Annotated in this window: 25 protein-coding genes; 8 read left to right on the top strand and 17 right to left on the bottom strand. The window is 73.3% G+C overall.

What is annotated here, in order from left to right; all coding sequences use genetic code 11:
* Positions 1-470 precede the first annotated feature (470 nt).
* Together DTL70_RS34755 and DTL70_RS11465 are read left to right on the top strand one after the other, a co-directional pair.
* Positions 471-1025 carry a peptidoglycan-binding domain-containing protein gene (locus DTL70_RS34755; RefSeq protein WP_114021771.1) on the top strand — a complete coding sequence of 185 codons (555 nt, stop codon included), beginning with the start codon at positions 471-473 and terminating at the stop codon, positions 1023-1025.
* A gap of 176 nt (positions 1026-1201) precedes the next feature.
* Positions 1202-2656 (top strand): dihydrolipoyl dehydrogenase family protein, encoded by a 1455-nt coding sequence (locus DTL70_RS11465; RefSeq protein WP_114021770.1) that lies wholly within the window; start codon positions 1202-1204, stop codon positions 2654-2656.
* On the opposite strand, the gene DTL70_RS11460 is transcribed toward DTL70_RS11465, so the two are convergent.
* A complete protein-coding gene (locus DTL70_RS11460; RefSeq protein ID WP_114021769.1) occupies positions 2641-3579 on the bottom strand; it encodes a phosphotransferase in 939 nt (312 codons plus the stop codon). The two genes, DTL70_RS11465 and DTL70_RS11460, sit on opposite strands and share 16 nt — an antisense overlap.
* A gap of 150 nt (positions 3580-3729) precedes the next feature.
* Between DTL70_RS11460 and DTL70_RS11455 the strand changes: the two genes are divergently transcribed.
* On the top strand, positions 3730-4155 hold the full coding sequence (locus tag DTL70_RS11455) for a CBS domain-containing protein (RefSeq protein WP_114021768.1): 426 nt from the start codon (positions 3730-3732) through the stop codon (positions 4153-4155).
* Positions 4156-4254: 99 nt separating this feature from the next.
* Positions 4255-4854: an MBL fold metallo-hydrolase gene (locus DTL70_RS11450; RefSeq protein ID WP_114021767.1), complete on the top strand. Its 600-nt coding sequence runs from the start codon at positions 4255-4257 to the stop codon at positions 4852-4854.
* A gap of 108 nt (positions 4855-4962) precedes the next feature.
* On the opposite strand, the gene DTL70_RS11445 is transcribed toward DTL70_RS11450, so the two are convergent.
* Genes DTL70_RS11445 through DTL70_RS11435 form a run of 3 tightly spaced genes read right to left on the bottom strand, consistent with a single transcriptional unit; the run spans position 4963 to position 8650 of the window.
* Positions 4963-7083 (bottom strand): xanthine dehydrogenase family protein molybdopterin-binding subunit, encoded by a 2121-nt coding sequence (locus DTL70_RS11445; protein ID WP_114021766.1) that lies wholly within the window; start codon positions 7081-7083, stop codon positions 4963-4965.
* Positions 7080-8072 (bottom strand): FAD binding domain-containing protein, encoded by a 993-nt coding sequence (locus DTL70_RS11440; protein WP_114021765.1) that lies wholly within the window; start codon positions 8070-8072, stop codon positions 7080-7082. Before DTL70_RS11440 ends, DTL70_RS11445 begins: the two co-directional genes overlap by 4 nt.
* Positions 8069-8650, bottom strand: a complete 582-nt coding sequence (locus DTL70_RS11435; RefSeq protein ID WP_114021764.1) for a (2Fe-2S)-binding protein — start codon at positions 8648-8650, stop codon at positions 8069-8071. Before DTL70_RS11435 ends, DTL70_RS11440 begins: the two co-directional genes overlap by 4 nt.
* 251 nt (positions 8651-8901) lie before the next feature.
* Here DTL70_RS11435 and DTL70_RS11430 point away from each other — a divergent pair, with 251 nt between their 5' ends.
* Positions 8902-9498 carry a TetR/AcrR family transcriptional regulator gene (locus DTL70_RS11430; protein WP_114021763.1) on the top strand — a complete coding sequence of 199 codons (597 nt, stop codon included), beginning with the start codon at positions 8902-8904 and terminating at the stop codon, positions 9496-9498.
* A gap of 3 nt (positions 9499-9501) precedes the next feature.
* On the opposite strand, the gene DTL70_RS11425 is transcribed toward DTL70_RS11430, so the two are convergent.
* Genes DTL70_RS11425 through DTL70_RS11410 form a run of 4 tightly spaced genes read right to left on the bottom strand, consistent with a single transcriptional unit; the run spans position 9502 to position 14363 of the window.
* The gene (locus tag DTL70_RS11425; protein WP_342776482.1) at positions 9502-10338 is read right to left on the bottom strand and encodes an enoyl-CoA hydratase-related protein; all 837 of its coding nucleotides are present in this window, start codon (positions 10336-10338) and stop codon (positions 9502-9504) included.
* Entirely contained in the window at positions 10335-12614 is a 2280-nt protein-coding gene (locus tag DTL70_RS11420; RefSeq protein WP_114021762.1) for an acetate--CoA ligase family protein, read from the bottom strand. Before DTL70_RS11420 ends, DTL70_RS11425 begins: the two co-directional genes overlap by 4 nt.
* Positions 12614-13774, bottom strand: a complete 1161-nt coding sequence (locus DTL70_RS11415) for an acyl-CoA dehydrogenase family protein (RefSeq protein WP_114021761.1) — start codon at positions 13772-13774, stop codon at positions 12614-12616. Before DTL70_RS11415 ends, DTL70_RS11420 begins: the two co-directional genes overlap by 1 nt.
* A gap of 13 nt (positions 13775-13787) precedes the next feature.
* On the bottom strand, positions 13788-14363 hold the full coding sequence (locus tag DTL70_RS11410) for a thioesterase family protein (RefSeq protein WP_114021760.1): 576 nt from the start codon (positions 14361-14363) through the stop codon (positions 13788-13790).
* 264 nt (positions 14364-14627) lie between these two features.
* Here DTL70_RS11410 and DTL70_RS11405 point away from each other — a divergent pair, with 264 nt between their 5' ends.
* Complete coding sequence (locus DTL70_RS11405) at positions 14628-15494, top strand: IclR family transcriptional regulator (protein WP_114021759.1); 867 nt, start codon at positions 14628-14630, stop codon at positions 15492-15494.
* An 18-nt stretch (positions 15495-15512) separates the two neighbouring features.
* Here the strand turns inward: DTL70_RS11405 and DTL70_RS11400 are convergent, their stop codons facing one another.
* On the bottom strand, positions 15513-15959 hold the full coding sequence (locus DTL70_RS11400) for a DUF7144 family membrane protein (RefSeq protein ID WP_114021758.1): 447 nt from the start codon (positions 15957-15959) through the stop codon (positions 15513-15515).
* 101 nt (positions 15960-16060) lie between these two features.
* Positions 16061-17173 (bottom strand): acyl-CoA dehydrogenase family protein, encoded by a 1113-nt coding sequence (locus DTL70_RS11395; RefSeq protein WP_114021757.1) that lies wholly within the window; start codon positions 17171-17173, stop codon positions 16061-16063.
* Positions 17174-17261: 88 nt separating this feature from the next.
* Here DTL70_RS11395 and DTL70_RS11390 point away from each other — a divergent pair, with 88 nt between their 5' ends.
* Both DTL70_RS11390 and DTL70_RS11385 read left to right on the top strand, forming a co-directional pair.
* Entirely contained in the window at positions 17262-18515 is a 1254-nt protein-coding gene (locus tag DTL70_RS11390) for an acyl-CoA dehydrogenase family protein (RefSeq protein ID WP_114021756.1), read from the top strand.
* A 120-nt stretch (positions 18516-18635) separates the two neighbouring features.
* Entirely contained in the window at positions 18636-19652 is a 1017-nt protein-coding gene (locus DTL70_RS11385) for a PHP domain-containing protein (protein WP_114021755.1), read from the top strand.
* A 19-nt stretch (positions 19653-19671) separates the two neighbouring features.
* Here the strand turns inward: DTL70_RS11385 and ureG are convergent, their stop codons facing one another.
* The 7 genes from ureG to DTL70_RS11350 all read right to left on the bottom strand — a co-directional run bounded on the left by ureG (position 19672) and on the right by DTL70_RS11350 (position 25129).
* Positions 19672-20376 carry an urease accessory protein UreG gene (gene ureG, locus DTL70_RS11380; RefSeq protein ID WP_114021754.1) on the bottom strand — a complete coding sequence of 235 codons (705 nt, stop codon included), beginning with the start codon at positions 20374-20376 and terminating at the stop codon, positions 19672-19674.
* Between the two features lie 10 nt (positions 20377-20386).
* Positions 20387-21112: an urease accessory protein UreD gene (locus tag DTL70_RS11375; protein WP_181860878.1), complete on the bottom strand. Its 726-nt coding sequence runs from the start codon at positions 21110-21112 to the stop codon at positions 20387-20389.
* 122 nt (positions 21113-21234) lie between these two features.
* Positions 21235-21909 carry an urease accessory protein UreF gene (locus DTL70_RS11370; protein WP_114021752.1) on the bottom strand — a complete coding sequence of 225 codons (675 nt, stop codon included), beginning with the start codon at positions 21907-21909 and terminating at the stop codon, positions 21235-21237.
* A gap of 13 nt (positions 21910-21922) precedes the next feature.
* Positions 21923-23632 (bottom strand): urease subunit alpha, encoded by a 1710-nt coding sequence (locus DTL70_RS11365; RefSeq protein ID WP_114021751.1) that lies wholly within the window; start codon positions 23630-23632, stop codon positions 21923-21925.
* Complete coding sequence (locus tag DTL70_RS11360) at positions 23625-24050, bottom strand: urease subunit beta (protein WP_342776481.1); 426 nt, start codon at positions 24048-24050, stop codon at positions 23625-23627. The genes DTL70_RS11365 and DTL70_RS11360 overlap by 8 nt, the downstream gene beginning before the upstream one ends.
* Positions 24047-24349 (bottom strand): urease subunit gamma, encoded by a 303-nt coding sequence (locus tag DTL70_RS11355; protein ID WP_114021750.1) that lies wholly within the window; start codon positions 24347-24349, stop codon positions 24047-24049. The genes DTL70_RS11360 and DTL70_RS11355 overlap by 4 nt, the downstream gene beginning before the upstream one ends.
* A 180-nt stretch (positions 24350-24529) precedes the next feature.
* Positions 24530-25129 (bottom strand): hypothetical protein, encoded by a 600-nt coding sequence (locus DTL70_RS11350; RefSeq protein ID WP_147266764.1) that lies wholly within the window; start codon positions 25127-25129, stop codon positions 24530-24532.
* Positions 25130-25163 lie beyond the last annotated feature (34 nt).

The following is a 25163-nucleotide window of genomic DNA, read 5'->3' as shown; positions in this document are numbered from 1 at the left end:
TGTCAGTGCCTCCGGAGCTGGTGACACCACCCCCCAGGCCATGTGCTCGACAAGGGGAGGTAGTCATGCCAACTCCGAAAGCCGGTAGCCCCGTTGCGGGGCCACGAAAACGGTAATGGGGAGGGAGAGTGGAGGGGGGAAGAGAGGGGAACGTTGGGAGGTTTCCACGAAATGGAAGCGCGTTTCCGGTAGCCAGAACGTAGTTTTCGCCAAGCGACACCGTCAAGAGGTCGAAGGGAAAGACTTGGACAGCCGGCGCACCGCTCCTGACCGGCGGGAAGACGGTGTGGCCGTGGTGCGGCCCGGCAGCGGTACGCGCCCCGGCGCATGGAACCTTGGGACTACGGCGGCGGTTTACCCGCTGTGCCCGGTTCAACCCGGCGCCGGATGCGGCCGGGGCCTCCGCCTCCGTAGCGTCGCCCCCGTCGCACGCCGTCGGTGTGCGGGGGGACTTCACAGAGGGGGACGACATGACGCATACCTGCAGGCGTGCGGCCGTCGCGGCGGGTGCCGCGCTGTGCGCGGTGCTCGGCAGCGGGGCCGCGGCAGCGCACGCGGCGGCCGCTCCGGCCCATGATCAGGCGCCGGCGGCGACCACCGCGCGACCCGCTCAGACCACCGTGGCCGCCACCTCGGCCCAAGCGGGCACCCTGGCGCGGGAGGCCAGCGCCTCCCCCGCCACGGTGCCCGCGCCGTTGACGGCACCGGCCGCCCGCAGCGCCTCGGCGACCGGTTCGGCCGCCGCACAGGAGCAGTGCCTGTGGATCCGGAACATGGGGGAATTCTGCGGGTTCTACTACGGCGAGCGGGCGATCATCGGTGTGGGTAACCAAGGCGCGGCCGTCAAGGAGGCCCAGTGGCTGGTGGACGAGGTGTGGAAGTACCCGGGCAGCCTCGCCAAGGACGGAATCTACGGGCCCGACACCAGGAAGGCGATCGTCTGGTTCCAGAAGAAGAAGGGGCTTGCGGCGGACGGCATCGTCGGCCCCAAGACCTGGCACGCCCTGCGGACCGGCGTCGTCTGAGGTGCGCCCGTGCGGTCCGCCCCGTCCGATGACGCGCGGTGACGGGCCCGGCATGGCACTGTAGGACGGTCGGCCCACCCGCTGCGCACCGACAGCCCGTGGGCCGGCGCCGCCGCCGGGGCGCGGAACCCTCGACGAGGCGGCGGCGACCTTCGACGAGCGTGCAGGAGAGCGGAATGGCTGCGAACGGCGCCGACGACGAGAGCGGTTCCCTCTACGACGTGCTGGTGCTCGGCGCCGGCCCCGGCGGCGAGAACATCGCCGACAGGGCCAGGGCGGCGGGACTCAGCGCGGCCGTGGTGGAGAGCGAACTGGCCGGGGGCGAGTGCTCCTACTGGGCCTGCATGCCCAGCAAGGCGCTGCTGCGGCCGGTCGCCGCACGGGCCGACGCGGGCCACACGTGGGGCCTGCGGGGCGGCCCTTCCCTCCCGCTGGATGTCGAGGACGTCTTCGCCCACCGCGACGAGGAGGCGTCCCACTGGCAGGACGAGGGTCAGGCCGAGTGGCTGGCGAGCGCGGGGATCGACCTCGTACGCGGCCACGGCCGGCTGTCCGGGCCCCGCCAGGTGACGGTGACACAGGAGGACGGAACAGCGCGCCGGCTCTCGGCCCGTCAGGCCGTCGTGGTGGTGACCGGCAGCCGCGCCGTGCTCCCCGACCTGCCGGGGGTCGCGGACGCCAGGCCCTGGACCAGCAGGGAGGCGACCAGCGCCTCCCGGGTGCCGGACCGCCTCGTGGTGGTGGGCGGCGGAGTCGTGGGCGTGGAGATGGCCACGGCGTGGGCGGGACTCGGCTCCCGGGTCACGGTCCTGGCCCGGGGGAGCGGCCTGTTGCCGCGTATGGAGCCCTTCGCCGGGGAACTCGTCGCCGACGCCCTCCGCGCGGCGGGCGCGGACGTGCGCGTGGGCGTGTCCGTCACCGAGGTCGCACGCGCGCGCCCTGACGGTCCTGTGACCGTCCGCACCGACGCGGGGCAGGAGGTGGAGGCGGACGAGGTGCTGTTCGCGACCGGCCGTGCACCGCGCACCGAGGACCTGGGCCTGGAGACCGTGGGCCTTGAGCCGGGGTCCTGGCTCACGGTGGACGACACCCTGCGCGTCACCGACGTGGCGGACGGGTGGCTCTACGCCGTCGGGGACGTCAACCACAGGGCCCTGCTCACGCACCAGAGCAAGTACCAGGCGCGCATCGCGGGGGCGGCCATCGCAGCCCGCGCGCAGGGCGCGGTGACGGCCGACGCGTGGGGCGCGCACAGCGCCACCGCCGACCATCACGCCGTCCCCCAGGTGGTGTTCACCGACCCCGAGGTCACCGCTGTGGGGCTCACGGCTGACGAGGCCGCGCGTGCGGGGCGGCGTGTCCGGGCGGTCGACTACGACATGGCCCATGTCGCGGCCGCGGGCCTGACCCGCGACGACTACGCGGGGCGTGCGCGTCTCGTCGTCGACGTCGAGCGTGAAGTCGTCGTCGGCGCCACGTTCGTCGGCGCCGGACTCGCGGAGCTGCTGCACTCGGCGACGATCGCCGTCGTCGGTGAGGTCCCGTTGAGCAGGCTCTGGCACGCGGTGCCCTCGTACCCGACCCTCAGCGAGGTATGGCTGCGGCTGCTGGAGACCTACCGGGACAGCTGAGGCGGGCCCGCCAGTTCCTCGCGCAGCCCCTCCAACGCCATCAGATCGTCCTCGGTGCCGGTGTGCGGGGCGGCGAACCAGTCGGCGTACTCGGCGATTTCGGACAGGCACCAGTCGAGCGCGAACAGGTCGACCATCGCGGGACGCGCCCGCACCCTGTCTCCCGCGCCGGCGGCGAGCAGGTCGGCGAAGTCACGCTCGGGCGGAGCCAGGGCAAGCGACTCCCAGTCGACGAGCCGCAGGCCCTGGCCGGTCACGACCTGGTTGGCGTGGTGCGGCTCGCCGTGGGTCGGTACCCAGGCGCCGCGCTGAGCACGGGCGCAGGCCGCCAGCCGGTGGTAGCGCTCGGTCCACTCCGCGATCCGGCCGAGCCGCGCGGCGATCGCCGCGCGCGCCTGCTCGGCCTGTGGCCCGACGTCCCAGGAGCCGGCCGTGCGGGCCCGCAGACGGTGGGAGAAGTCGCGGGGAACGCGCGGCGCCCACTCGGGCAGCCCCGGGGGAGGCGCTGCGCGGTGCAGGTCCCGCACCGCCGCGACCACCCGCTCCACGTGCCTGGGCGCCTGTGCCTCCGCCTCGGTCGGCGACCGGCCCGCCAGCCACGGGGTGGCGCTCAGCGCGCCGTCGGCCAGCTCCACGGTGTAGCGCCCCGAGCGCGAGGGCAGCGGCGCGCACACCGGGGCGAGACCGGCCGCGGCCAGCGCGGCCGCGCCGGCGTAGGCGGCTTCCAGCGAAGCGCGCGTGTGCCGGGGCGCCAGGGCGTCGAGCGTGACGAACAGCTCCCGGCCGTCGTCCAGGGCCGCGCGCCAGTGGTGGGCGCCGAATCCCCAGGGCAGGTGGCCCAGGTGGCGTACCGGCGAGGAATAGGACGCGGCGATCGTCCGGCGGATCGTCTCCTCGGTCACCGAGGCGGGTGGACAGCGCACGCTGGGGACCCTAGGGGGGCCGCAGGCGCCGGGCAACGCGTTTACCGCCGGCGGCGCGAAACACCCGAATGGCGCATTCCGGTGAGGGCGGGGACGATGGACGAGGGGGGTCGGAGCGAACGGCTGAACCGCGTCGACAGGAGGGACTCCATGACCACCGCAGCCGACATCATGCACCCCGGCGCCCAGTGGGTGCCCGCCACCGAAACCCTCGACCGCGCCGCGCAGCTCATGCGCGAGCTCGACGTGGGAGCCCTGCCCGTGAGCGACCCCACCGACGCCGACGAGCGGATGTGCGGCATCCTCACCGACCGCGACATCGTGGTCGACTGCGTCGCGGCGGGACACGACCCCGCGCGGGTCACGGCGGGAGACCTGTGCCGGGGCACCCCGCGCTGGGTCAGCACGGAAGCGGACCTTCAGGAGGTCCTCCGCGAGATGGAGGGCAACCAGATCCGGCGCCTGCCGGTCATCGACCAGAACAAGCGGCTGGTCGGCGTGATCAGCGAAGCCGACCTGGCCCACCACCTGAGCGACGACCAGCTCGCCGAGTTCGTGGAGCGCGTGTACGCCTGACACGCCCGCCGCACGTGCACGGCACCGGTGACCCGGCGAAACGGCGCCGCTGGGTCACCGCCGTGCACCGCGGCGCCCCCGAGGCGTACGCTCACGCGCGTGCGGCTGACCAAGTACACCCATGCGTGTGTCCGGCTGGAGAGCGCCCGAGGCGCTGCGCTGGTCATCGACCCCGGTATCTGGAGTGAGCCGCGGGCCCTCGCCGGCGCGGACGCGGTCCTGGTGACCCACGAGCACGCCGATCACGTCGACGGGCTGCGGCTGAAGGCCCTTGGCGTGCCCGTCCACGCCCCCGCGGGGGCGCGGCTGCCCGGCCTCGACTTCACCGGCGTCGAGCCGGGCGAGGAGTTCACCGCGGCCGGTATCCGGGTGCGCGCCCACGGCGGACGGCACGCCCGGGTCCACGGCGACCTGCCGGACTGCCCGAACCTCGGCTATCTCGTGGAGGACAGTCTCTACCACCCGGGCGACGCCCTGGACCTGCCCGGCTCGCCGGTCGAGACCCTGCTGGTTCCCCTGCAGGCGTCCTGGATGCGCACGGACCAGGCGATCGACTTCGTGCGCGCTGTCAGGCCCCGACGCGCGTACGGCATCCACGAGGGGCAGTTGAACGAGCGGGGGCTCAGCAGTGTGAACGGCTGGCTGAGCGAGCGGGGCGGCGGCTGCTACCGCTGGCTCCCGCCCGGCTCCTCGGTGTGAGGCCCGGCGTCTCCTGCCGTCGCACGCCGGCCCGGCGCAGCCGGGGTGCCCTCCGGTCGATACCGGGGGCACCCCGCGGCGCGCCACGGCTGACGGCGGGGCGCGTCGTCACGCGCCCTGACCGGCCTCCTCGGCGCGCAGTACGCGGTCCGGGCGCAGCGGCAGGTCCCGGTGGCGCACACCGGTCGCGTGCCAGACGGCGTTGACGATCGCGGCGGCGGCACCGACGATGCCCAGCTCGCCGACGCCCTTGATGCCGAGGGGGTCGGCGGGAATCGGATCGTCGATCCAGTCCGCCTCGACCAGGGGGACGTCCGCGTTGGCGGCGACGTGGTAGCCCGCCAGGTCCGCGCCGAGCTGCCTGCCCGAGGCGGGGTCGCGGACGGCCTCCTCGTGCAGGGCCATGGAGATGCCCCACGTCATACCGCCGACGAGCTGGCTGCGGGCGGTGAGCGGGTTGACGATGCGTCCCGCCGCGAAGATGCCCAGCATGCGGCGCACCCGGACCTCACCGGTGGCCACGTCGACGGCCACCTCGGCGAACTGGGCCCCGAAGGAGTGCCGTTCCTTCTTCGCGAGTTCCGCCAGCAGCCGGGCCGTGTCCACGCGGGCCGTGAGACCCTCCGGCGGGACGTCCTGCCCCCTCAGCGCCAACTGGTCGCGCAGCTCCTCCGCCGCCGAGGTGACGGCCCAGGCCCAGGAGCGGGTGCCCATGGAGCCGCCCGCCACCCAGGCGGGGCCGAAGTCGCTGTCACCGATGCGCACGGTGACGCGTGCGGGGTCGACGCCGAGGACCTCGGAGGCGACGAGAGTCAGCGCCGTGCGGGCACCCGTGCCCACGTCCGCGGCCGAGATCCGTACGGTGAAACCACCGTCGGGCTCCGCCGTCACCGAAGCGGTGGACGGCGCGACCCCCGAGGAGTAGGTCGCGGCCGCCGTGCCGGTGCCGAGCAGCCAGCGGCCCTCGCGGCGCGTGCGGGGCCGCGGATCGCGGTCGGCCCAGCCGAACCGGCGTGCTCCCTCGGTGAAGCAGCCCAGCAGGTCGCGGCTGCTGAAGGGCAGCCCGGACAGCGGGCCGACGGCAGGTTCGTTGCGGGCCCGCAGCGCGATCGGGTCCATGCCCAGGCGTTCGGCGAGCTCGTCCAGCGCGGTCTCCACCGCGAAGGAGCCCGGCGCCTCTCCGGGCGCGCGCATCCAGGTCGGCGTCGGCACGTCCAGCTCGACGATCCGGTGTGCCGTGTGGTGTGCCTCGGCGTCGTAGAGGACGCGGCCGAGGACGGCGCTGGTCTCGACGAAGGGGCGCAGCGTGGAGGTGAGGTTGAGCACCTCGTGTCCGAAGGCGCGCAGCCGCCCGTCCGGGTCTGCCCCGAGCCGCATGCGCTGTGTGGTCGGGCTGCGGTACCCGGTGAACGCGAACGTCTGCCGCCGGGTCAGCGCGACGCGTACGGGGCGATGCAAGGTGGTCGCCGCCATCACCGCGGCGGTCTGGTGCGGCCGCATGCCCTTGGAGCCGAAGGCGCCACCGATGTGCTCGGAGCGCACCCGCACGGAGGCCGGGTCGAGGGAGAACATCTTGGCGATCTCGTCCGCCACCCACATGCTGCCCTGGTTGGAGTCGAAGACCTCCAGCCGTCCGCCGTCCCACCTGGCGGTGGCGGCGTGCGGTTCCATGGCGCTGTGGTGCTGCTCGGGCGTGCTGTAGGTGGCGTCGAGCACCACGGCGGAGGCGGCCAGTTCGGCGTCCAGATCGCCCTTGGTCGCCACTGGCTGGCCGTCCTCGGGGACGTAGGCGTCGGCCCTGTCGGCGCGGAAGCCGGTGTCGTGCGCCTCCTCGTCGTACTCGACCACGAGTGCCTCGGCGGCCTCTCTGGCCTGCTCGGGGGTCTCGGCGACCACGAGCGCCACCGGCCATCCCGCGTGCGGCACCCGGTCGTGCTGGAAGATCGCGCAGGTGGGGTCGGGCGGGCCGAGGAAGGACACGTAGTCGGTGGCCACGTGCGGCGCGTTGCCGTGGTGGAGTACGGCCACCACCCCCGGCATGGCACGTACCGCCTCGTCGTCGACGGCGCGGACGCGTCCGCGTGCGACGGTGGAGAGCACGAACCAGCCGTGCGCCAGCTGTTCGAAGTGGTGTTCGCTCGCGTACCGGGCGGCGCCTGTGACCTTGTCGCGGCCCTCGACGCGGGAGTGGGCGACCCCGACGGCCGGGGGTTTCGCCGTGGTGGTCATCGGGCGGCCTCCTCGGCCAGTTCGGTGAGCAGGGCGAGCACGAGATTGCGCATCAGGGGCACCTTGTAGGCGTTGAGCGGAAGGGCCTCGGCGGCGGCCAGTTCGGCGTCGACGGCCTCGGTGAACGCGTCGCCCGAGGCCGGCTGCCCGGTCAGTACGCGTTCGGCGGTACGGGCCCGCCAAGGGCGCGAGGCGACGGCGCCGAAGGCCAGCCGCACCTCGCGCACCACGCCGTCCGAGACGTCGAGCGCGGCGGCCGCCGAGCCGATGGCGAAGGCGTACGAGGCGCGCTCGCGGACCTTGCGGTAGCGCGAGAGCGCCGCCACTGGGGCGGGCGGCAGCGTGACCGAGGTGATCAACGCGCCCGGGGGCAGCGCCGTTTCCACGTGCGGGGTCTCGCCCACCGGCAGGTAGAAGTCGGCGAGCGGCAGCTCCCCGGCCCCCTCGGCCGTCTCGTAGGTGACGGCGGCGTCGAACGCGGCCAGTGCCACCCCCATGTCCGAGGGGTGGACGGCCACGCAGTGCTCCGAGGCGCCGAGGATCGCGTGGTTGTGGTGCTCGCCGGTACGGGCCGGGCAGCCGGATCCGGGCGTGCGCTTGTTGCAGGGGAACGCGGTGTCGGTGAAGTAGGCGCAGCGGGTGCGCTGCAGAAGGTTGCCCCCCACGGTCGCCATGTTGCGCAGCTGTCCTGAGGCCCCCTCCAGGACCGCCTGCGCCAGGGCGGGGTAGTGGCGCCGGATGTGAGGATGGGCGGCGAGGTCGCTGTTGGTGACCGTGGCGCCGATGCGCAGCCCGCCGTCGTCGGTGGTCTCGATACGGTCCAGCGGCAGCGCGCGCACGTCGACGAGTTGCCCCGGACGCTCCACCCCGGCCTTCATCAGGTCGACGAGGTTGGTGCCGCCGGCCAGGTAGCGAGCCTGCGGGTCGGCGTCGAGCAGGGCGACGGCGCCGCCGACATCCTGGGCCCGCTCGTAGGTGAACTCCTTCACGCGGCGGGCTCCTTCGTCTCCTTCTGGGGCTCTTCGGCGGTCCGTCCGCCCGTCTGTTCGGCGGCCTGCGCGACCGCCTGGACGATCGACACGTAGGCGCCGCAGCGGCACAGGTTGCCGCTCATCCGCTCCCGTATCTCCTGCGGGGTCAGGGCGGGCGGTCCCGCCTCGGGCCGTACGTCCTCGGTCGCGGCGCTCGGCCAGCCCGCCGCGTGCTCCTCCAGCACGGCGAGCGCGGAACAGATCTGGCCCGGCGTGCAGTAGCCGCACTGGAACCCGTCGAGGTCGAGGAAGGCCTGCTGCACGGGGTGCAGGTGCTCGCCGTCGGCCACGCCTTCGATCGTGGTGACGTCCTCGTCTCCCACCGCGACCGCGAGTTGGAGGCAGGAGACGACGCGGCGGCCGCCGACCAGTACCGTGCAGGCGCCGCACTGACCCTGGTCGCAGCCCTTCTTGGTGCCGGTCAGCTGAAGGCGCTCGCGCAGCGCGTCGAGGAGGGTGGTGCGGTGATCGACGGTCAGGGTGTGTTTCTCTCCGTTGACGGTCAACGTGATCGCGCTGGCAGTGGCAGGAGCCATGGGCGGCTTCTTTCGGGAGTGCGGTGCCGGACGAGTCGGTCGGCGCGTGCGGTGTGCGCGGAGGGTGCGGCAGGCGGCCTGGGCCACTGTGCCGCGGTCCGCCGCTATGGTGAGAAGAGGGGAAGCGGACAATTGTCCATGTGCGGTCGTCCCGAACGTAGAGGACAGTTGTCCGCTTTCGCAAGAGCCACCCGCGGCGACGGCCGTGCCGCGCGGGGTGCTGGGCGGCGGGACGACGGAGAGGAGCACGAGTGCCGGACCCCAAGCCGAAGGCCCCGCTGCGCTCGGACGCGCAGCGCAACCGCGAGCGCATCCTTCAAGTGGCCCTGGCGGAGCTGACCCGCGCGGCGGATGCGCCGCTGAGCGCCATCGCGAAGAAGGCAGGTGTCGGCCAGGGCACCTTCTACCGCAACTTCCCCAGCAGAGAGGCGCTGGTCTTGGAGGTCTACCGCTACGAGGTCCAGCAGGTGGCCGACACGGCCGACCAACTGCTGAGGACCCGGCCGCCGGACCGCGCGTTCCGCGAGTGGATGGACCGGCTCGCCCAGTACGCGATGGCCAAGGCGGGACTGGCCGACGCGCTGCGCAAGGCCACCAGCGCGCGCGGCACGCTGGCGGGCTTGGGCCACGGTTCGCTGGCCGGAGCGATCGGCGCGCTCATCGAGGCCAACGAGCGGGCCGGGACGATCCGCCCCGGCGTGACCCCCGAGGACTTCCTCCTCGCCATCGCCGGCCTGTGGCAGATCGACCCGCGCACCGACTGGCAGTCCCGTGCGAGGCGCCTGATGGACCTGGTGATGGACGGCCTGCGCGCGGGCGCCCCCGGGCCCGGTCACCGGGGGTCCTGACCGCTACCGGCCCCGCCACTGAGGGGAGTGCTTCTCCGCGAAGGCGCGTGGGCCCTCCTGGGCGTCCTCGGAGTCGAGCATGGCGCGGTAGCGGGGCAGTTCACCGCCGCGCATGTGCGCGTAGGCCGACTCGATGTCGAGCGCCTCCGTCTCGCGCAGCACCTCCTTGACGGCACAGAGCGCCAGCGGCGCGCCCTGCGCGACCCGCCGGCCGAGCGCCAGCGCGGTGTCGACCGCCGTCCCCGGGCCGCCTGAGACCTGGTTCACGAGTCCCCAGCGGGCGGCCTCGGCGGCGCCCATCCGCCGCCCGGTGAGCAGCATCTCGCTCGCGACGGCGCGCGGCAGCCGCCTGGGCAGGCGCAGCACGCCGCCCGAGTCGGGGATCATGCCGATGCCGACCTCGGGAAGGCCGAACTCGGCGTGCTCCTCGGCGACGACCAGGTCGGCGGCCAGCACGAGTTCGAAACCGCCGCCCACCGCGAGCCCGTTGACCGCCGCGATCACCGGCTTGTCCAGAGCGAAGAACTCCGTCAGACCGGCGAAGCCGCCGGGTCCGTGGTCGGCTTCGATGCCCTCTCCGCCGGCTGCCGCCGCCTTGAGGTCCCATCCGGCGGAGAAGAACCGCCGGCCGCCGCCGGTGAGCACCGCGGCGCGCAGCCCCTCGTCCTGCCGCAGCCGGTCGAAGGCCGCGTACAGCTTGCGGCTGGTGGGCACATCGATCGCGTTGGCCTTCGGCCGGTCGAGCGTGACCACCAGGACGCCGTCGCACACCCGCGTCGTCACCGGTTCCGCCTGCTCGCCTCCGTGCTCGTCCACGGCCCTGTCCTCTCCCGCACTCACGTGCTTCGTCCTCCTTCTTCGTGCCTCGTGTCCGGCTTTTTCGCGTCCGATGTCCCACTTCCGTACGCCTCGTGTCTGATCAGCGCGTCGACGGCCACCGCGCCCTGCCCCGCGGGCAGGACGAGCAGCGGGTTGACGTCGATCTCGGCGACCGCGGCGTGGCGCGCGTACCGGGCGACGGTGTGCACCGCGTCGACGGCCGCCGCCAGGTCGCCCTCAGGCCCTCCCCTGAACCCCCGCAGCACGGGCCAGATCCGCAGCGACGCGAGGGCGTCCTCGATCTGCTCGCGCCCTGCGGGCAGCAGCAGCGTCGCCGTGTCCCGTACGAGTTCGACCAGCACGCCGCCGGCCCCGACGGTGAGGGCGTGGCCGAACTGGGGATCGCGGTGGACGCCGACGAGCAACTCGGCCACCGGCTCCGGCACCATCTCCTCGACGAGGAAGCACTCGGCGAGTGAGGCCATCGCGCGGACCGCCTCGCGCACCGCCTCGCGGCCGGTGAGCCCGACCCGTACCCCGCCGGCCTCGCTCTTGTGCGCGAGAGCCGGCGAGAGCGCCTTGACCACCACGGGGAAGCCCAGCTCCGCGGCCAGGTCCGCGGCCTCGTCCGGCGCCCGGGCGGCCGACTGCCGTGTGACGCGTCCTCGGGGCACGCGTACGCCGTGTGCGGACAGCGCCTGCTTGGCGGCGTACTCATCCAGCCGCGCCGCCGGCTTGGCGGATGCCGGTGCGGGGTCGGGTGCGGCCGCCCCGGCCGGTCGCACGGTGCCCTCCCGCAGGTGCCGCCGGCGCGCCCGGCCGATCTCTCCGGCCCCGGCGATCGCCCGCACGCAGTCGGCCATGCCGTGCATCGGCGCGACGCCGCGTGCCAGCAGCCGGTCGCTGACGTCCTCCGGCAGCCCCTCGGGCAGCGAGCTGACCACACAGGCCGGTGCGCCGGTCTGCTGTGCCGCCGCCGTGTAGGCGTCCATGGTGGTCGTCCACAACCCCGGCGCGCAGCGGTCGTCGCGCGGGAGGTCGAGCAGCAGCAGGTTGACGTCGAACCCCGAGCCCTGCAACGCGGTGAAACAGGCGCGCTGCGCTTCGGCGTCGCCCCAGATGTAGGTGTGGTAGTCGAGCGGGTTGGCCACGTGGACGTGGTCGCCCAGCACCTGGCGCAGCCGGGCGGCCACGGCGGCGGGCAGTTCGGGCAGGTGCGCGCCGTGCTGCTGCGCGGCGTCGGCGATCAGCGCGGCCTCACCGCCCGAGCAGCTCGCCGAGGTGACGCGGGTCCCGGTGAGCGGTCCGTGCACATGCAGGAGTTTCAGCGTCTCCAGGAAGGTGCCGACCTCGTGCACGCGCGCGACGCCGAGCCGGCGGAAGAGCGCGTCGCACAGCACGTCCGAACCCGCGAGGGAACTGGTGTGGCTCAGGTTGGCGCGTGCGCCCAGCGCGGAGCTGCCCGTCTTGAGAGCCACCACGGGTACGCCAGCGTCGAGGGCTCTGAGGGCGGCCCGCGAGAAGCCCGCCACATCGTCGATGCCCTCCAGGTGCAGTCCGATCGCGCTCACCCGCGGGTCGTCGAGCATGCTCTCGATCAGTTCCGGTACGCCGGTCACCGCGCCGTTGCCTGCCGTGACGACGTAGGCGAGTGGCACCGATCGGCGCTGCATGGTGAGGTTCTGGGCGATGTTGCCGCTCTGGGTGATGACCGCCACCCCGCTGGTGACCCTGGCCCCACCGTGCTGGTCGGCCCACAGTGCGCTGCCGTCGAGGTAGTTGAGCACGCCGATGCAGTTCGGCCCGATGACCGGCATGCCGGCTGCCGCCTCGCGCAGCTCCTCCTGGAGCCGGGCGCCGTCCGCGCCGTCCTCGGCGAAGCCCGCCGCGTAGCACACCGCGCCGCCCGCGCCGCGCGCGGACAGAGCGGCGAGCACGGGGACGGCCGCCGTGTTCGGTACGGCGACCAGCGCCGCGTCGGGTGCCTCGGGCAGTTCGGCCACAGTGCGGTGGCAGGGCAGCCCCTCGATGTGCTCCCTGCGGGGGTGCACGGGCCAGATGCTGCCCGTGAAACCGATGGCGCGGCACTGCCGTACCGCCTCGGCCGCGCTCGCCCCGCCGACCACGGCGATGTGCCGGGGAGCGAGCAACCGCCGCAGCCGCTGCGAACGGCCGCTCCTCCCCTCGGTGCCGGGGGAGGACTCCGCGGTCTCCGTGCCGGGGGAGGGTTCCGCGGCCCGCTGCGGCTCCACCGCCGGGCCGCGCCGCGTGCGTGTCTCGTCGCTGCGCCCGGTCATCAGGAGCCCAGCGGACGCAGCATGGAGCGGGAGATGATGTGGCGCTGTATCTCGCTGGTGCCGTCCCAGATCCGTTCGACACGCGCGTCGCGCCAGTACCGTTCGACGGGAAGTTCCTCCATGAGCCCCATGCCGCCGAAGATCTGCACCGCACGGTCGGTGATCCGGGCCAGTGCCTCGGTGGCGTAGAGCTTGGCCATGGCCACGTCCTGGTCGGTCATGAGCCCCTGGTCCTGCTTCCACGCGGCCCGCAGGGTCAGCAGTTCGGCGGCCTCCAGTTCGGTCGCCATGTCGGCGAGCGGGAAGCCGACTCCCTGGAAGCGTCCGATGGGCCGGCCGAACTGCTCCCTCTCGGCCGCCCACTGCGTCGTCATCTCCAGCACCCGGCGCGCGCGGCCCACACTGGTCGCGGCGACGGACAGCCGGCTGGCGCCCAGCCACTCGCCCATCAGCTCGAAGCCCTTGCCCTCCTCGCCGAGCCGCTGCGCTGTGGCGACGCGGACGTCGGTGAAGGAGAGTTCGCACTGGTGGTAGCCGCGGTGCGAGACACATGCCGAACCGCGCCGGACCTCGACGCCTGGGGTGTCGAGGTCCACGAGGAACGCGGTGATCAGGCTCTTGGTGCCGCGTGCCGTCTCCTCGGTGCCGGTGGCGGCGAACAGGACGGCGAAGTCGGCGGCGTCGGCGTGGCTGATGAAGTGCTTGGTGCCGTTGAGGACGTAGCTGCCGCCGTCCCGCTCGGCGCGCGTCCTCATGCTCCGCACGTCCGACCCGGCGCCCGGCTCCGTCATGGCCAGACAGTCGTGCCGCTCACCCCTGATCGTCGGCAGCAGGTACCGTTCCCGCTGCTCGCCCCGGCAGGCCTCCAGGATGTTGCTGGGGCGCGCGACGAGCATCTGCAACGCGTATCCGGTACGCCCCAGTTCCCGTTCGACCAGGGTCATGCTCACCGCGTCGAGCCCGGCGCCGCCCAGCTCCGCCGGCATGTTCGCCGCGTAGAGCCCGGCGTCGAGCGCCTTCTTCCTGATCCGCCGGGCCAGCTGTGGCGACACCTCGTCCGTCCGCTCCACCTCGTCGGCGTGCGGGTCGAGTTCCGTGGTGACGAACTTCCGCACCGTCTCCACGATCATCCGCTGTTCGTCCGTCAGCGCGAACTGCATGTGCTGTGCTCCCTCACGTGTTCCGGTCTCGTCGGATGCCCATCGGTTTGCCGACCACTTCGGGCAGCGGGGCCGCGGAGTGGGCGCGGTGGACGGCGCCCAGACGCTGTTGCAGCTCGGCGGGCAGCGGGCAGGAACGCCCCTGGCCGGCGTCCACGTGCACGAGCATCTGCTCGGCCGTGGCCAGCAGCGTGCCGTCGGCGCCGTGCCGCATCTCGTGGAAGAGGTGGACGCGCTTGGCGTCGAAGTCGAGGAGCCGCAGGCTGAGCCGGAGCGGTTCGCCCTCGGTCACTTCGCGCTTGTTGTGCAGGTGTGACTCGACCGTGTAGAGGGAGCGTCCCGCCGCGCGGTAGTCCTCGCCGATCCCGATGTAGCGGAAGAAGGCGTCGGAGTTGTCACCGAAGACGAGCAAGTAGCACGACTCGCTCATGTGTCCGTTGTAGTCGACCCACCGGGGGCTGACAGGGGTCTCGTGCAGCCGCAGCGGAGTGGGGATCTCCCTCGCGTCGTCCCAGTCCCTGTGCCCTGTGCCCTCGTACGGGGTCACCACCCTGTCGGGACGGCCGGGCTCTGACGTGGCGCTGCTCATCCAACCTCCTCGCGGTGTGCGGTACGCGGGCCGCCGCACACGTGCTGTTCGCATTATGCGGCGGCCGCTCATAATGTGAACGTACGGAGCATGCGGCCGCCTCGTCAAGCGCGGAGCGTCGGCAGGCCACCCGTGGACAGGCCACCCGTCGGCACGAGCGGCGGCGCGGAGCGGGACGCGTCGCTCGCCCCGCTCAGGGGAGAGGCGAGTCATGCGGGCCCATTACGCTGCCGGGAGGAGAGAAGACGTGGCAGGAGGCACCGGATGGCGGCGGCACACGCCCCCGAACAGGAACAGGCACCCCCGGCCGGCGGCCCCCCGGCGGGCGGCCGGGTGCAGTCGTTGGAGCGCGCCATCGCGCTGCTCAACGCCGTGGCGGCGAGCGCGCCGAAAGGGAGGCCCGTGGCGGAGCTGGCGGTTGAGTGCGGGCTCAACCGCGCGACCGCCTGGCGGCTGCTGGCGACCCTCGAACACCACGCGATGGTCGAACGGGATCCGCTGACCAACCGCTACACCATCGGTTCGGCCGTGACGACGATGGCGGCGACCGCGGGCATCGAGGGCCTGATCCGGCGCGCGCACCCCGTGCTGGAGCGGCTGTGCCACCAGTCGGGCGAGACCGCTAACCTGGCCGTCGCCCAGCGCCTCGGACTGACCTATGTCGACGAGGTGACCCCGCCCGTCGTGCTGACGGCACGCTGGCTGGGGCGCCAGGTACCGATCCACGCCTCCTCGGCGGGCAAGGCGCTGCTGGCCTGGCTGCCGGCCGAGGAGGTGGAGGCGATGCTCTCCGGACCCCTCGCCGAGTTCACCGAGACCACCCGCACCGACAGGGGGACCCTGCACGACGAGCTCGCCGGCATCCGCACGCAGGGATACAGCGTCAGCCTCGGCGAGCTGGAGCCGCAGCTGAACGGTGTCGCCGCTCCCGTGCTCGACGCCTGGCAGCGGCCCGTGGCCGTCGTGAGCGTGTGGGGCCCGAAGGACCGCGTTCCCGAGTCGCGGTTCGCCGAACTGGGCACGCGGGCGCGGCGGGCGGCCGAGGACATCCGGGACCTGATCGCCCCCGCGGCCGCGACGGCCCCCGCGCCCGGAGCCGCCGGGGTCAGGGGTGGCGGCAGGACGGCATGAGAGCCCAGGCCCGAAGGGTCACAGGGAGGAGGAGCCCACCGAGCGGTTCGCCGTCAGCGCCCAGATCACCCAGGCGCCGAGGCCGATCGAGACGACGGCCCACAGCGGCTGGTAGGGGAGCCACAGAAAGTTCGCGAGCAGGCTGAGCGAGGCCATCGTGACGCCCACGATCCGGGCCCACAGCGCGTCGGCGAGCAGGCCGAGGCCGGCGGCCAGGGCGACCACGCCGACCGCCAGCAGGGCCCAGCCCCACGCGGTGAGGTTGAACCGGAACACGTAGTCGTCGATCCCGGTGTAGATCTGGTCGGAGGCGACCGCGGTGATGCCCTTGAGGATGTCCAGCAGACCGTTCACGACGAGCACGACCCCGGCGAAGACGGTGCCTCCGACCGCCCAGGCGCGGGTGTGTGAGCTGTCGCCGGAAGACCCCTGAGGGGCGGGCCCCGGTGCTGTCGGCTGAGCCATCGGATGCTCCCTGGGTCGGGTGCCTCCACGCTGCTGCTCACGCGCCGCCGTGGCCATCCGGATACGGCCGAAGGGGTGAGCGGGGGCTGGTGCGAAGGGCGTCATGCCCGCGAGGTGCCTTCCGCCGCTGACAGGCCCGTCCGGGGCGCCGCCAGGCCCAGTTCGGCCAGGAGCCGTTGCCGGTGCCAGGCGGGTGGACCGAAGAGCTGCGCAGCCCCGTGGGCGCGTTTGAAGTAGCGGTGGGCGTCGGCTTCCCAGGTGATGCCGATGCCGCCGTGCAGCTGGATCATCTCGCCCGCGACCGCCGCGAGCGCCTCGGAGCAGGCCGACTTGGCGGCGGCCGCGTGGCGCGTGAGGTCCGGTGCGTCGGCGGCCGCCGCGACGGCCGCGCCCAGTGCGGCCGAGCGGGCCGACTCGACCAGCACGTAGGCGTCCGCCAGCCGGTGCTTGACGGCCTGGAAGGAGCCGATCGGGCGGCCGAACTGGACGCGCTGACCGGCGTAGGCGACCGTGCGTTCGAGGCAGTGCTCGGCCGCGCCCACCTGCTCAGCGGCCAGGGCGGTGCACGCATGGTCCAGGACGTGGGCGAGGACCCGGGCCCCGTCGCCGTCCGTCCCGATGAGCCGGCCCTCGGCCCCGTCGAACGCGAGGCGCGCCAGCGAGCGGGTCTGGTCCATGGTGACCAGTGCCTCGCGGCTCAGCCCGCCGTCCCGCGCCGCCACCTCGAAGAGTGAGACGCCCGAGCGGGTGCGGGCGGCGACGAGCACCACGTCGGCATCCGAGCCGTCGAGGACGTGTTCCTTGGCCGCGGTGATCCGCCAGTACCCTTCGGCGTGCTGTGTGGCTTCGCCGCGCAGCGCCGCCGGGTCCCAGGAGCCGTCCTCGGCCCAGGCGAGTGTGGCCACCGTCGTGCCGTCGGCGATGCCGGGCAGCAGGCGGGCGCACGCGGCGGCGTCGCCGGAGGCGAGCAGCGCGCGCACCGCCACCACGGCGGAACCGAGGCAGGGGGCGGGGCTCAGTGTCCTGCCCAGCTCCTCCAGCACCACGGCGGACTCCCGCGCCCCGCAGCCCGCCCCTCCGTACTCCTCGGGGACCAGGAGTCCCGCGACGCCGATCTGTTCGGTCAGCGGGCGCCAGGCGGCCGCGCCTTGGTGCCGCGCGAGCAGTGCCCGTACGGCGGATCGCAGCGCTTCCTGTTCCTGTGTCAGCCTCACTCGCCTGGCTCCCTTCCGCGCGGGCCGAGCGGCGCGGGCGGGCCCGACCGGCTTCCCTAACAAGTGTTTGGTAGATTAGCGTACGTCCATGAGCAGCGTCGAGGAGTTCCGAGCGGAGATACGCGGCTGGTTGCGGGCGAACCTCACCGGCGCGTTCGCCGGCCTGCGCGGCCGTGGCGGACCAGGCCGGGAGCACGAGGCCTTCGCCGAACGCCTCGCCTGGGAACGGCACATGGCCACGGCGGGCTGGACCTGCGTCGGATGGCCGGCGGAGTACGGCGGCCGGGGAGCCACCCTGGAACAACAGGTCGCCTTCCACGAGGAGTACGCCCTCGCCGACGCGCCCGCCCGGGTGGGACACATCGGTGAACAACTGCTCGGCCCCACCCTGATCGCCTTCGGCACCCCGGAACAGCGCGCCCGCTTCCTGCCCCGGATCGTCGCCGTCGACGAGCTGTGGTGCCAGGGGTACAGCGAGCCGGACGCCGGCTCCGACCTGGCCAACATCCGCACCCGGGCCGAGTGGGACGGGGCGCCAGGCTCCGCTGCGGGCGAGCCCGGCAGCGGCACGGATGGCAGCGGCAGGGGCGAGCCAGGCAGCGGTGCGGGCCAGTGGGTCGTCACGGGGCAGAAGATCTGGACCTCGCTCGCCCACGAGTCCGACTGGTGCTTCGTGCTCGCCCGCACGGAAGCCGGCTCGGCGCGCCACCGCGGCCTGTCGTACCTCCTGGTGCCGCTCGACCAGCCGGGAGTGGAGATCCGCCCCATCACCCAGCTGACCGGCACCTCCGAGTTCAACGAGGTCTTCTTCGACGGTGCGCGCACCGACGCGGCACACCTCGTCGGAGCCCTCGGCGACGGCTGGAAGGTGGCCATGGCCACGCTCGGCTTCGAGCGAGGGGTCTCCACGCTGGGGCAGCAGGTCGGGTTCCGCCGGGAGCTGGAAGCCCTCATCGATCTGGCCCGCCGCAACGGAGCGGCCGACGACCCGCTGATCCGCGACCGGATCGCCCAGGCCTGGATCGGTCTGGAGACCATACGGTTCAACGCCCTGCGGATGCTCGACGCGGTCGCGGCCGGCGCACCGGGTCCCGAGGCGTCGATCGGCAAGATCTTCTGGGCGACCTGGCACCGGCAGCTCGGCGAACTCGCGATGGATGTCCTCGGCGCCGGCGGGATGCTCGCCGACGCACCGTACGACCTCGACGACTGGCAGCGGCTCTTCCTCTTCTCACGGGCCGACACCCTCTACGCGGGCTCGAACGAGATCCAGCGCAACATCATCGCCGAACGGGTGCTCGGCCTGCCCAGGGAGGCCCGCCCTGCCGCTTCGGGCAACTGAGCGGGCCACTGAGCGACTCCGCGGCGCGCAAGGGCTGGTCACGCCGGTGCCCTCTGCTTCGCCAGGCGTGCCGGGCCGCCCGGTCGTAGCCTGGCACCGACGGCTGCGGAAGGGGCACAGGTGGAGCCGCGGGCGGCGCTGGAGCGGATCGCCTTTCTGCTGGAGCGCGCACAGGCACCGACGTACCGGGTGCGGGCCTTCCGCACGGCTGCCCAGGTACTGGCCGCGCTTCCCGCGGGGGAGACCGAGCAGCGGGCCGCCGGCGGCACGCTGGAGTCGCTGCGGGGCGTGGGGCCCAAGACCGCCCAGGTCGTACGGGAGGCGCTGGCCGGCGGCGTGCCGGGATACCTGGCGAAGCTGGAGGCCGAGGTGGCCGACGAGGCGCCGCTGCCCACGGCGGCGCGCGCTCTGCGGGCGGCGCTGCGCGGCGACTGCCATCTGCACTCCGACTGGTCGGACGGCGGCAGCTCCCTGGCGGAGATGGCGGCGACGGCCAAGGCGCTCGGCCACGAGTGGGCGGTCCTCACCGACCACTCCCCGCGGCTGACGATCGCGGGCGGCCTGTCGGCGGAGCGGCTGCGCAGGCAACTGGACGTGGTCGCGGAGGTGAACGAGCGGCTGGCTCCGTTCCGGCTGCTCACCGGTATCGAGTGCGACATCCTGGAGGACGGGACGCTCGACCAGGACGAGGAGTTGCTGGCCCGGCTCGACGTGGTGGTCGCGTCGGTGCACTCGAAGCTGCGGATGTCCGGGGACCTGATGACGCCGCGCCTGCTGCGGGCGGTCCGCGATCCACTGGTGGACGTGCTGGGCCACTGCACGGGCCGGCTGCTGTCGGGCAGGGGGCGGCCCGAATCGGAGTTCGACGCGGAGGAGGTCTTCGCCGCGTGCGCGGAGTCACGGACGGCTGTGGAGATCAACTGCCGTCCGGAGCGCAGCGACCCACCGCGCCGCCTGCTGCGGCAGGCGCTCGACGCGGGAGCGTGGTTCGCCCTCGACACCGACGCGCACGCACCCGGTCAGCTCGACTGGCAGGCGGGCGGCTGCCTGCGTGCCGTCGAGTGCGGGGTGCCGCCGGAACGGGTCGTCAACACGCTGCAGGCCGGGGAACTGCTGCACTGGACGGCCGGGAGCTGACCGCCCCTTCGAAGCCGCCTCACGTGGCCCTGACGTGCGCATGGTGGTGGTGGGCCGGTGCTCCGGGATCGGTGGGTGTGTGGCGGCCCGCCGCGTGGTCACCGGCCAGGCGTCTGATCCAGGCGCACAGCTCGTCGACCGTCTCTGGGCGGTGCCGGGACAGCGCGAGGACGGGGGCACCGCCTCGCGCGGCAGCCCCTTCCGCGACCATCCGGTCCACGTCGACGTCCACGTACGGAGCCAGGTCGACCTTGTTGACGGCCAGCAGGTCGGCGCGGGCGATGCCTGGCCCACCCTTGCGCACCACGTCCCCGCCCCCGGCCACGTCGAGGACGAACACCTGGGCGTCGACGAGGCCGGGGGAGAACGTCGCCGTGAGGTTGTCGCCTCCGCTCTCCACCAGCACCAGGTCGAGCGGTCCGACGTCGCGCTCCATGTCCTCGACAGCGATGAGGTTCATCGTGATGTCGTCCCTGATGGCCGTGTGCGGGCAGGCGCCGGTCTCCACCGCGCGGATCCTGGCCGCGGACAGGACCCCGCTGGCGCGCAGGAAGCGGGCGTCCTCGTCGGTGTAGATGTCGTTCGTCACGACACCGATCTCCAGTTCCGCGGCCATGTTCCGGCACACGGTCGCGATGAGGGAGCTCTTGCCGGTGCCCACGGGCCCGGCAACTCCGAGGCGCAGGGCTCTGCGCGGCATGTGGTCTCCAACGGGGGCTGCCATCACTGTGTCCTTACGGGGGAGGGGGTACGGGGCGGGGGGTCCAGGGCGGGCCGAGTGCCGCCAGGCCTGAGCGGAGCGTGTCGCGGAGGGACGCGTTGTCCTGGCAGAGCGCACTGATCAGGGCCGCGCCCTGGGGGAGAGGGGTCACCACGGCGTCGCCGGACAGCAACCGCGTCCGCGGGCGTGACCGTGCCTCCTGAGCGCACCACAGCGGGTCGGCGACGAGGACGGACCCCACCGCCCGGTGGCCGTGGGCGACCACGGGCGTACGACCTGCCCCGGTGCCCAGTTCGAGGTCCTGGCACAGCAGCGCACGACCGGAGCGCCGCACCCGGGTGCTCAGCCGCACGCGCCCGCCGGTCTCGCCGTGGCGGCCGAGCACCACCTCCTCCCGCATCAGCAGCGCGGCGTCGTCGGCCAGGTCCACCCGCACCTCGTTGAGGTGGTCGCAGCCACGGGCGGCGACCAGCGGCTCGGGAAGCCAGACCAGCGTCCCGCCCGTGGCGACGCTGATCCGCACGCGCGTCGTGGACACACGGCCTTCCCTGCCGGGGAGGAGCAGCGAGGGCGAGACCTCGCTGAGCACGAGGACGCTGCCGGGACCGACCTCGACCTCCAGCCGCAGTTCGTCTCCGCCGATCGGTCCCGCGGCGCCGGCCGCCACGCTCACCCGCGCGGGGACGCCCCGGTGCGCGACAGACGGTTCCCCTTCCTTGGCCCTGGTCGTGAACAGCATGAGCGGCGCCTGGGAGCGCAGCCCACTGATCCGCGTGCGCGGCCGGCCCCCGGGCCCGGGGGCCGACTCGGTGGCGACACGCGCGCACGCGCGCATACTGGTCCCGACTGCCACGGCGGTGCTCACGAGGCGAACAGCCGTTCGCTGCGGGTGGCGTGCACTTCCGCGACGACGTCCAGCAGCGGGGCCGCGGCGGCCGGCATGTCGTGCGGAGATCCGTCGCAGTGCTCGAGGGCGCGCTCGGCGAGCCGGTCCAGCGACGGGGCGATGCGGGCGAGCGCGGCGTGGGTGCGGAACGGGTCGATGCTCATGAGGCGGACGGCGGCGACCGCCGGGCCGGTCACCGACTCGTGGAGGGCCGCGAGGGCCGCGTCGAGTGGCCGCAGGCCGTACAGACCGCAGGCCGCACCGAGAACGAGCGGCTGATGCGGGGCGCGCGGAAGCCGTTCCAGAAGGGGGTGGTGTGCCATGCCCGTCAGCAGGCGGTGCAGCTGGCGGCCGAGCTGCCGAGAGGTCTCCCGCTGTGCGGGAGAAGGCGTCCTGGCATCCAGCTCGGCGTCCAGGACCTCCAGTTCCGGCAGCGGATCGGGGTCGCGCGCAGCCCGGCAGGATCTGGCGGCGAAGGCGGCCAAGACCAGGCCGACGGTGCGGGCCCGGCCTTCGAGGAAGGACTCCAGGCTCTGGGCGTCGCGGACCCGCCCCGTCCTGACGGACTCCTCGAGGCCGCCCGAGTGGGCGTAGCCGCCGGCGGGGAGGCGGCCGTCGGCGAACAGCAGGAGGGCGGCTCGGGCGGTCATCGGTGAGGGCCGCTCAGTAGAGGAAGTAACGCTGGCTCATGGGGAGTTCGGTGAGCGGTTCGTGGTCGACGAGTTCGCCGTCGATGTGGACGGAGAAGGTGTCGGGGTCCACGTCGATTCGCGGCAGCGCGTCGTTGCGGGGCAGATCCGCCTTGGTGCGGCCCCTGACGTCCCGGACCGCGACGAGCGGCCTGTGCACCGCGAGCCGGTCCGCGAGGCCGTCCTCGACGGCGGCCGACGAGACGAAGGCGACGCTGGTGGCCTGGGCCGCTCTCGTGTGGGAGTTGTAGCCCAGGCGGGGCAGGACGGGCTGCGGGGTGGGCACCGAGGCGTTCGGATCGCCCAGCAGCGCGACGGCGGCCATACCGCCTTTGAACACCGACGTCGGTTTGATCCCGAACAGCGGCGGTTCCCACAGCACGAAGTCGGCCAGCTTGCCCGGCGCGATCGAACCCACCTCGTGGTCGAGACCGTGGGTGACGGCAGGGCAGATGGTGTACTTCGCGACGTACCGCTTGGCCCGCTCGTTGTCGGCCCGGCCGTCACCGGGCAGCGGGCCGCGGAGGTTCTTCATAGCGTGGGCCGTCTGCCAGGTGCGCAGCACCGTCTCGCCCAGCCGGCCCATGGCCTGCGCGTCCGAGGACATCGTGGAGATGGCTCCGATGTCCTGCAGGATGTCCTCGGCCGCGATCGTCGACGCGCGTACCCGGGACTCGGCGAAACCGAGCTCGGCGGGGATCCGCGGGTTGAGGTGGTGTGCGACGAGCACCATGTCGAGCTGTTCGTCGGCGGTGTTGACGGTGAAGGGGCGGGTCGGGGTCGTCGAGGAGGGCAGCACGTTGCGTTCCCCGGCGATCCGGATGATGTCCGGGGCGTGGCCCCCGCCCGCGCCCTCGGTGTGGAAGCTGTGGAAGGTACGGCCCGCCACCGTGCGCAGCAGGTCGTCCACGAAGCCGGCCTCGTTGAGGGTGTCGCTGTGGATGGCGACCTGGACGCCGGAGGCGTCGGCCACCGTCAGGGCGGCGTCCACCACGGCCGGGGTGGCGCCCCAGTCCTCGTGGACCTTGAGGCCTGCCGCGCCCGCGCGCAGCTGTTCCCACAGCGCTTCCTCGTTCACGGTGGTACCGCGGCCGAGGAAGGCCACGTTGACGGGCCAGGGGTCGAAGGCCTCGAACATGCGCTCAAGCCACCAGGCGCCCGGTGTGGCCAAAGTGGCCTTCGAGCCGTCCGTCGGCCCGCTGCCGCCCCCGACCAGGGTGGTCACCCCGGCCTCCAGGGCGACGGGGCACATCGCGGGCGACACGAAGTGGACATGGGTGTCGATGGCTCCGGCCGTCATGATCAGGCCGACGCCGTTCATCAGCTCCGTCGAGGGGCCGATGACCAGATCCGGGTGCACGCCGTCCATGGTGTCGGGGTTTCCCGACTTGCCGACGGCGACGAAGCGGCCGTCCCGGATGCCGACATCGGCCTTGACGACGCCCTGGTGGTCGAGCACCACCACGCCGACGATGACGAGGTCCGGCGTCCCCTGGGAGCGCGGAGTGTGCGACTGGCCCTGCGACTCACGGCCGGACTTGCCGCCGCCGAAGACGACTTCGTCGCCGCCGACGCACCTGTCCTCCTCGATCTCGATGAACAGGTCCGTGTCCGCGAGCCGGAGGCGGTCGCCCGTGGTCGGGCCGAGCGAGGCGACGTACTCCTCGCGCGTGATCTCAGTCATCCAGGTTCCCCTCGCACTCGCCTCGGAAGCCCGCCGCGATCCGCCGCCCGGCGAACGGGACGAGGGCCACGTCCGCCGTAGTGCCGGGGTCGAAGCGCGTCATCCCTCCGGCCAGGAGGTTCAGGTGCTTGCCCCAGGCGGCTTCGCGATCGAACTCCAGCGCCGGGTTGGCCTCGGCGAAGTGGTAGTGGGACCCCACGGTGATCGGCCGGTCGGCGGTGTTGACCACGCGCACCGTGGTCACCTCCCGGCCGGCGTTGAGCACCACAGGGCCCTCTCCGTAGCGGATCTCCCCCGGGACTCCGGGAGAGGCGGCGGTGTTGGCGCCCGGCTGGGTGGCGCCGACCGGGGCGCCCTTTCCCGACCCCAGCGGGACCTGTTCGCCGGACCCTGGACGTTTGCGCGAGTCGGGGCTCACTGGATCGGCTCCGGGACCGTCAGCAGCTTGGTGCCGTCGGGGAAGGTCGCCTCGACGTGCACCTGGTGCAGCATCTCGGGAACGCCCTCCATGACGTCGTCCCGGCTCAGCACCGCGCGGGCGGCGCTTTGCAGATCGGCCTTCATCCGGCCGTCCCGTGCGCCCTCCAGGAGGAACTGCGAGATCACCGCTGTGGCCTCCGGCAGGTTGAGCCGCAGCCCACGGGCCCGGCGCTGCCGTGCCACCTCGGCAGCGGTGTGGATCAGGAGGCCCTCCTGCTCCTTGACCGTCAACAACATCGTCGAAAGACCCTCCGAACCGGCCGTCACTCCGCCATGGACGACGAGAACCCGCTTAGCGGGGCAAACCGTACTGGCGCCCGGGGTGGTCTCCGAACAGACACAGGGCACCTTGCGCGGAGATTCCCCCCGTGAGCCCTGTGTGGACGCGCACGCGGGCGACGCGTGCGGGGCCGGTCCTCAGCTGTCGCTGCCGCCGCCGCTCGCTGTGGAGGAACTGGCGGTGGCGTGCCGCAGGCTGTCGCAGGAGTGCTGGGCCTCCTCGGTCAGCCGTGTCGCCTCGGCGAGGAGGATGCCGTAGGGCCGCGAGGGATCGCCCAGCGGCAGCGAAGTGTCCTCGGTGCGCTCGACGAGCCGGGCGCGCTTGTCCTGGGCGGTCTTGGCCGCCTCGCACAGCTCCTCGGCCTGGTCGGTCAGGTGCTCCTCGTCGATCGCGCTGAACCGGTCGGTGATGTCGGCGAGGGCCTCCAGCAGGTCGGCGTAGTCGCGCAGGAAGCCGTCGCGGTCGGTGCCCGTCTCGTCCTGCGGCCACTGGTAGAGCGTGCGGGTGAGGGAGGCGGTCTGGTGGGCGACGCGTTCGAGCGCGTCGATCACCTCCCGATAGCCGTCGAAGGTCTTGTGGCGGCGGTTGTGCGGGAGGAACCTGCGCGGGTTGTAGTAGCGCCCCTCGACGGTGGCGCGCAGAGCCGCCCGGGTCTGGCTGACCAGCGCGGTGGCGTCGGCGGCACGCCGACGCCACCGCTGGGCCTCGTCCTCGTCCGTCACCTCCACGTCACGCAACTGACGCTCCGGACCTGGGACGGCCGCGCCGGCA

Origin of the sequence: Streptomyces diacarni (assembly GCF_003323715.1) — a bacterium.
GTDB lineage: Bacteria > Actinomycetota > Actinomycetes > Streptomycetales > Streptomycetaceae > Streptomyces > Streptomyces diacarni.
Note: the sequence above shows the minus strand (reverse complement) of the source record. Positions and strands in the feature narration are given on the sequence as shown.

Bases quoted from the DNA above. Each gene is read 5' to 3' on its own strand.
- DTL70_RS34755 (WP_114021771.1), top strand. From the start codon at position 471: ATGACGCATACCTGCAGGCGTGCGGCCGTCGCGGCGGGTGCCGCGCTG.
- DTL70_RS11465 (WP_114021770.1), top strand. From the start codon at position 1,202: ATGGCTGCGAACGGCGCCGACGACGAGAGCGGTTCCCTCTACGACGTG.
- DTL70_RS11455 (WP_114021768.1), top strand. From the start codon at position 3,730: ATGACCACCGCAGCCGACATCATGCACCCCGGCGCCCAGTGGGTGCCC.
- DTL70_RS11445 (WP_114021766.1), bottom strand. From the start codon at position 7,083: ATGACCACCACGGCGAAACCCCCGGCCGTCGGGGTCGCCCACTCCCGC.
- DTL70_RS11435 (WP_114021764.1), bottom strand. From the start codon at position 8,650: ATGGCTCCTGCCACTGCCAGCGCGATCACGTTGACCGTCAACGGAGAG.
- DTL70_RS11420 (WP_114021762.1), bottom strand. From the start codon at position 12,614: ATGACCGGGCGCAGCGACGAGACACGCACGCGGCGCGGCCCGGCGGTG.
- DTL70_RS11415 (WP_114021761.1), bottom strand. From the start codon at position 13,774: ATGCAGTTCGCGCTGACGGACGAACAGCGGATGATCGTGGAGACGGTG.
- DTL70_RS11410 (WP_114021760.1), bottom strand. From the start codon at position 14,363: ATGAGCAGCGCCACGTCAGAGCCCGGCCGTCCCGACAGGGTGGTGACC.
- DTL70_RS11405 (WP_114021759.1), top strand. From the start codon at position 14,628: ATGGCGGCGGCACACGCCCCCGAACAGGAACAGGCACCCCCGGCCGGC.
- DTL70_RS11400 (WP_114021758.1), bottom strand. From the start codon at position 15,959: ATGGCTCAGCCGACAGCACCGGGGCCCGCCCCTCAGGGGTCTTCCGGC.
- DTL70_RS11390 (WP_114021756.1), top strand. From the start codon at position 17,262: ATGAGCAGCGTCGAGGAGTTCCGAGCGGAGATACGCGGCTGGTTGCGG.
- ureG (WP_114021754.1), bottom strand. From the start codon at position 20,376: ATGGCAGCCCCCGTTGGAGACCACATGCCGCGCAGAGCCCTGCGCCTC.
- DTL70_RS11375 (WP_181860878.1), bottom strand. From the start codon at position 21,112: ATGCTGTTCACGACCAGGGCCAAGGAAGGGGAACCGTCTGTCGCGCAC.
- DTL70_RS11370 (WP_114021752.1), bottom strand. From the start codon at position 21,909: ATGACCGCCCGAGCCGCCCTCCTGCTGTTCGCCGACGGCCGCCTCCCC.
- DTL70_RS11365 (WP_114021751.1), bottom strand. From the start codon at position 23,632: ATGACTGAGATCACGCGCGAGGAGTACGTCGCCTCGCTCGGCCCGACC.
- DTL70_RS11355 (WP_114021750.1), bottom strand. From the start codon at position 24,349: ATGTTGTTGACGGTCAAGGAGCAGGAGGGCCTCCTGATCCACACCGCT.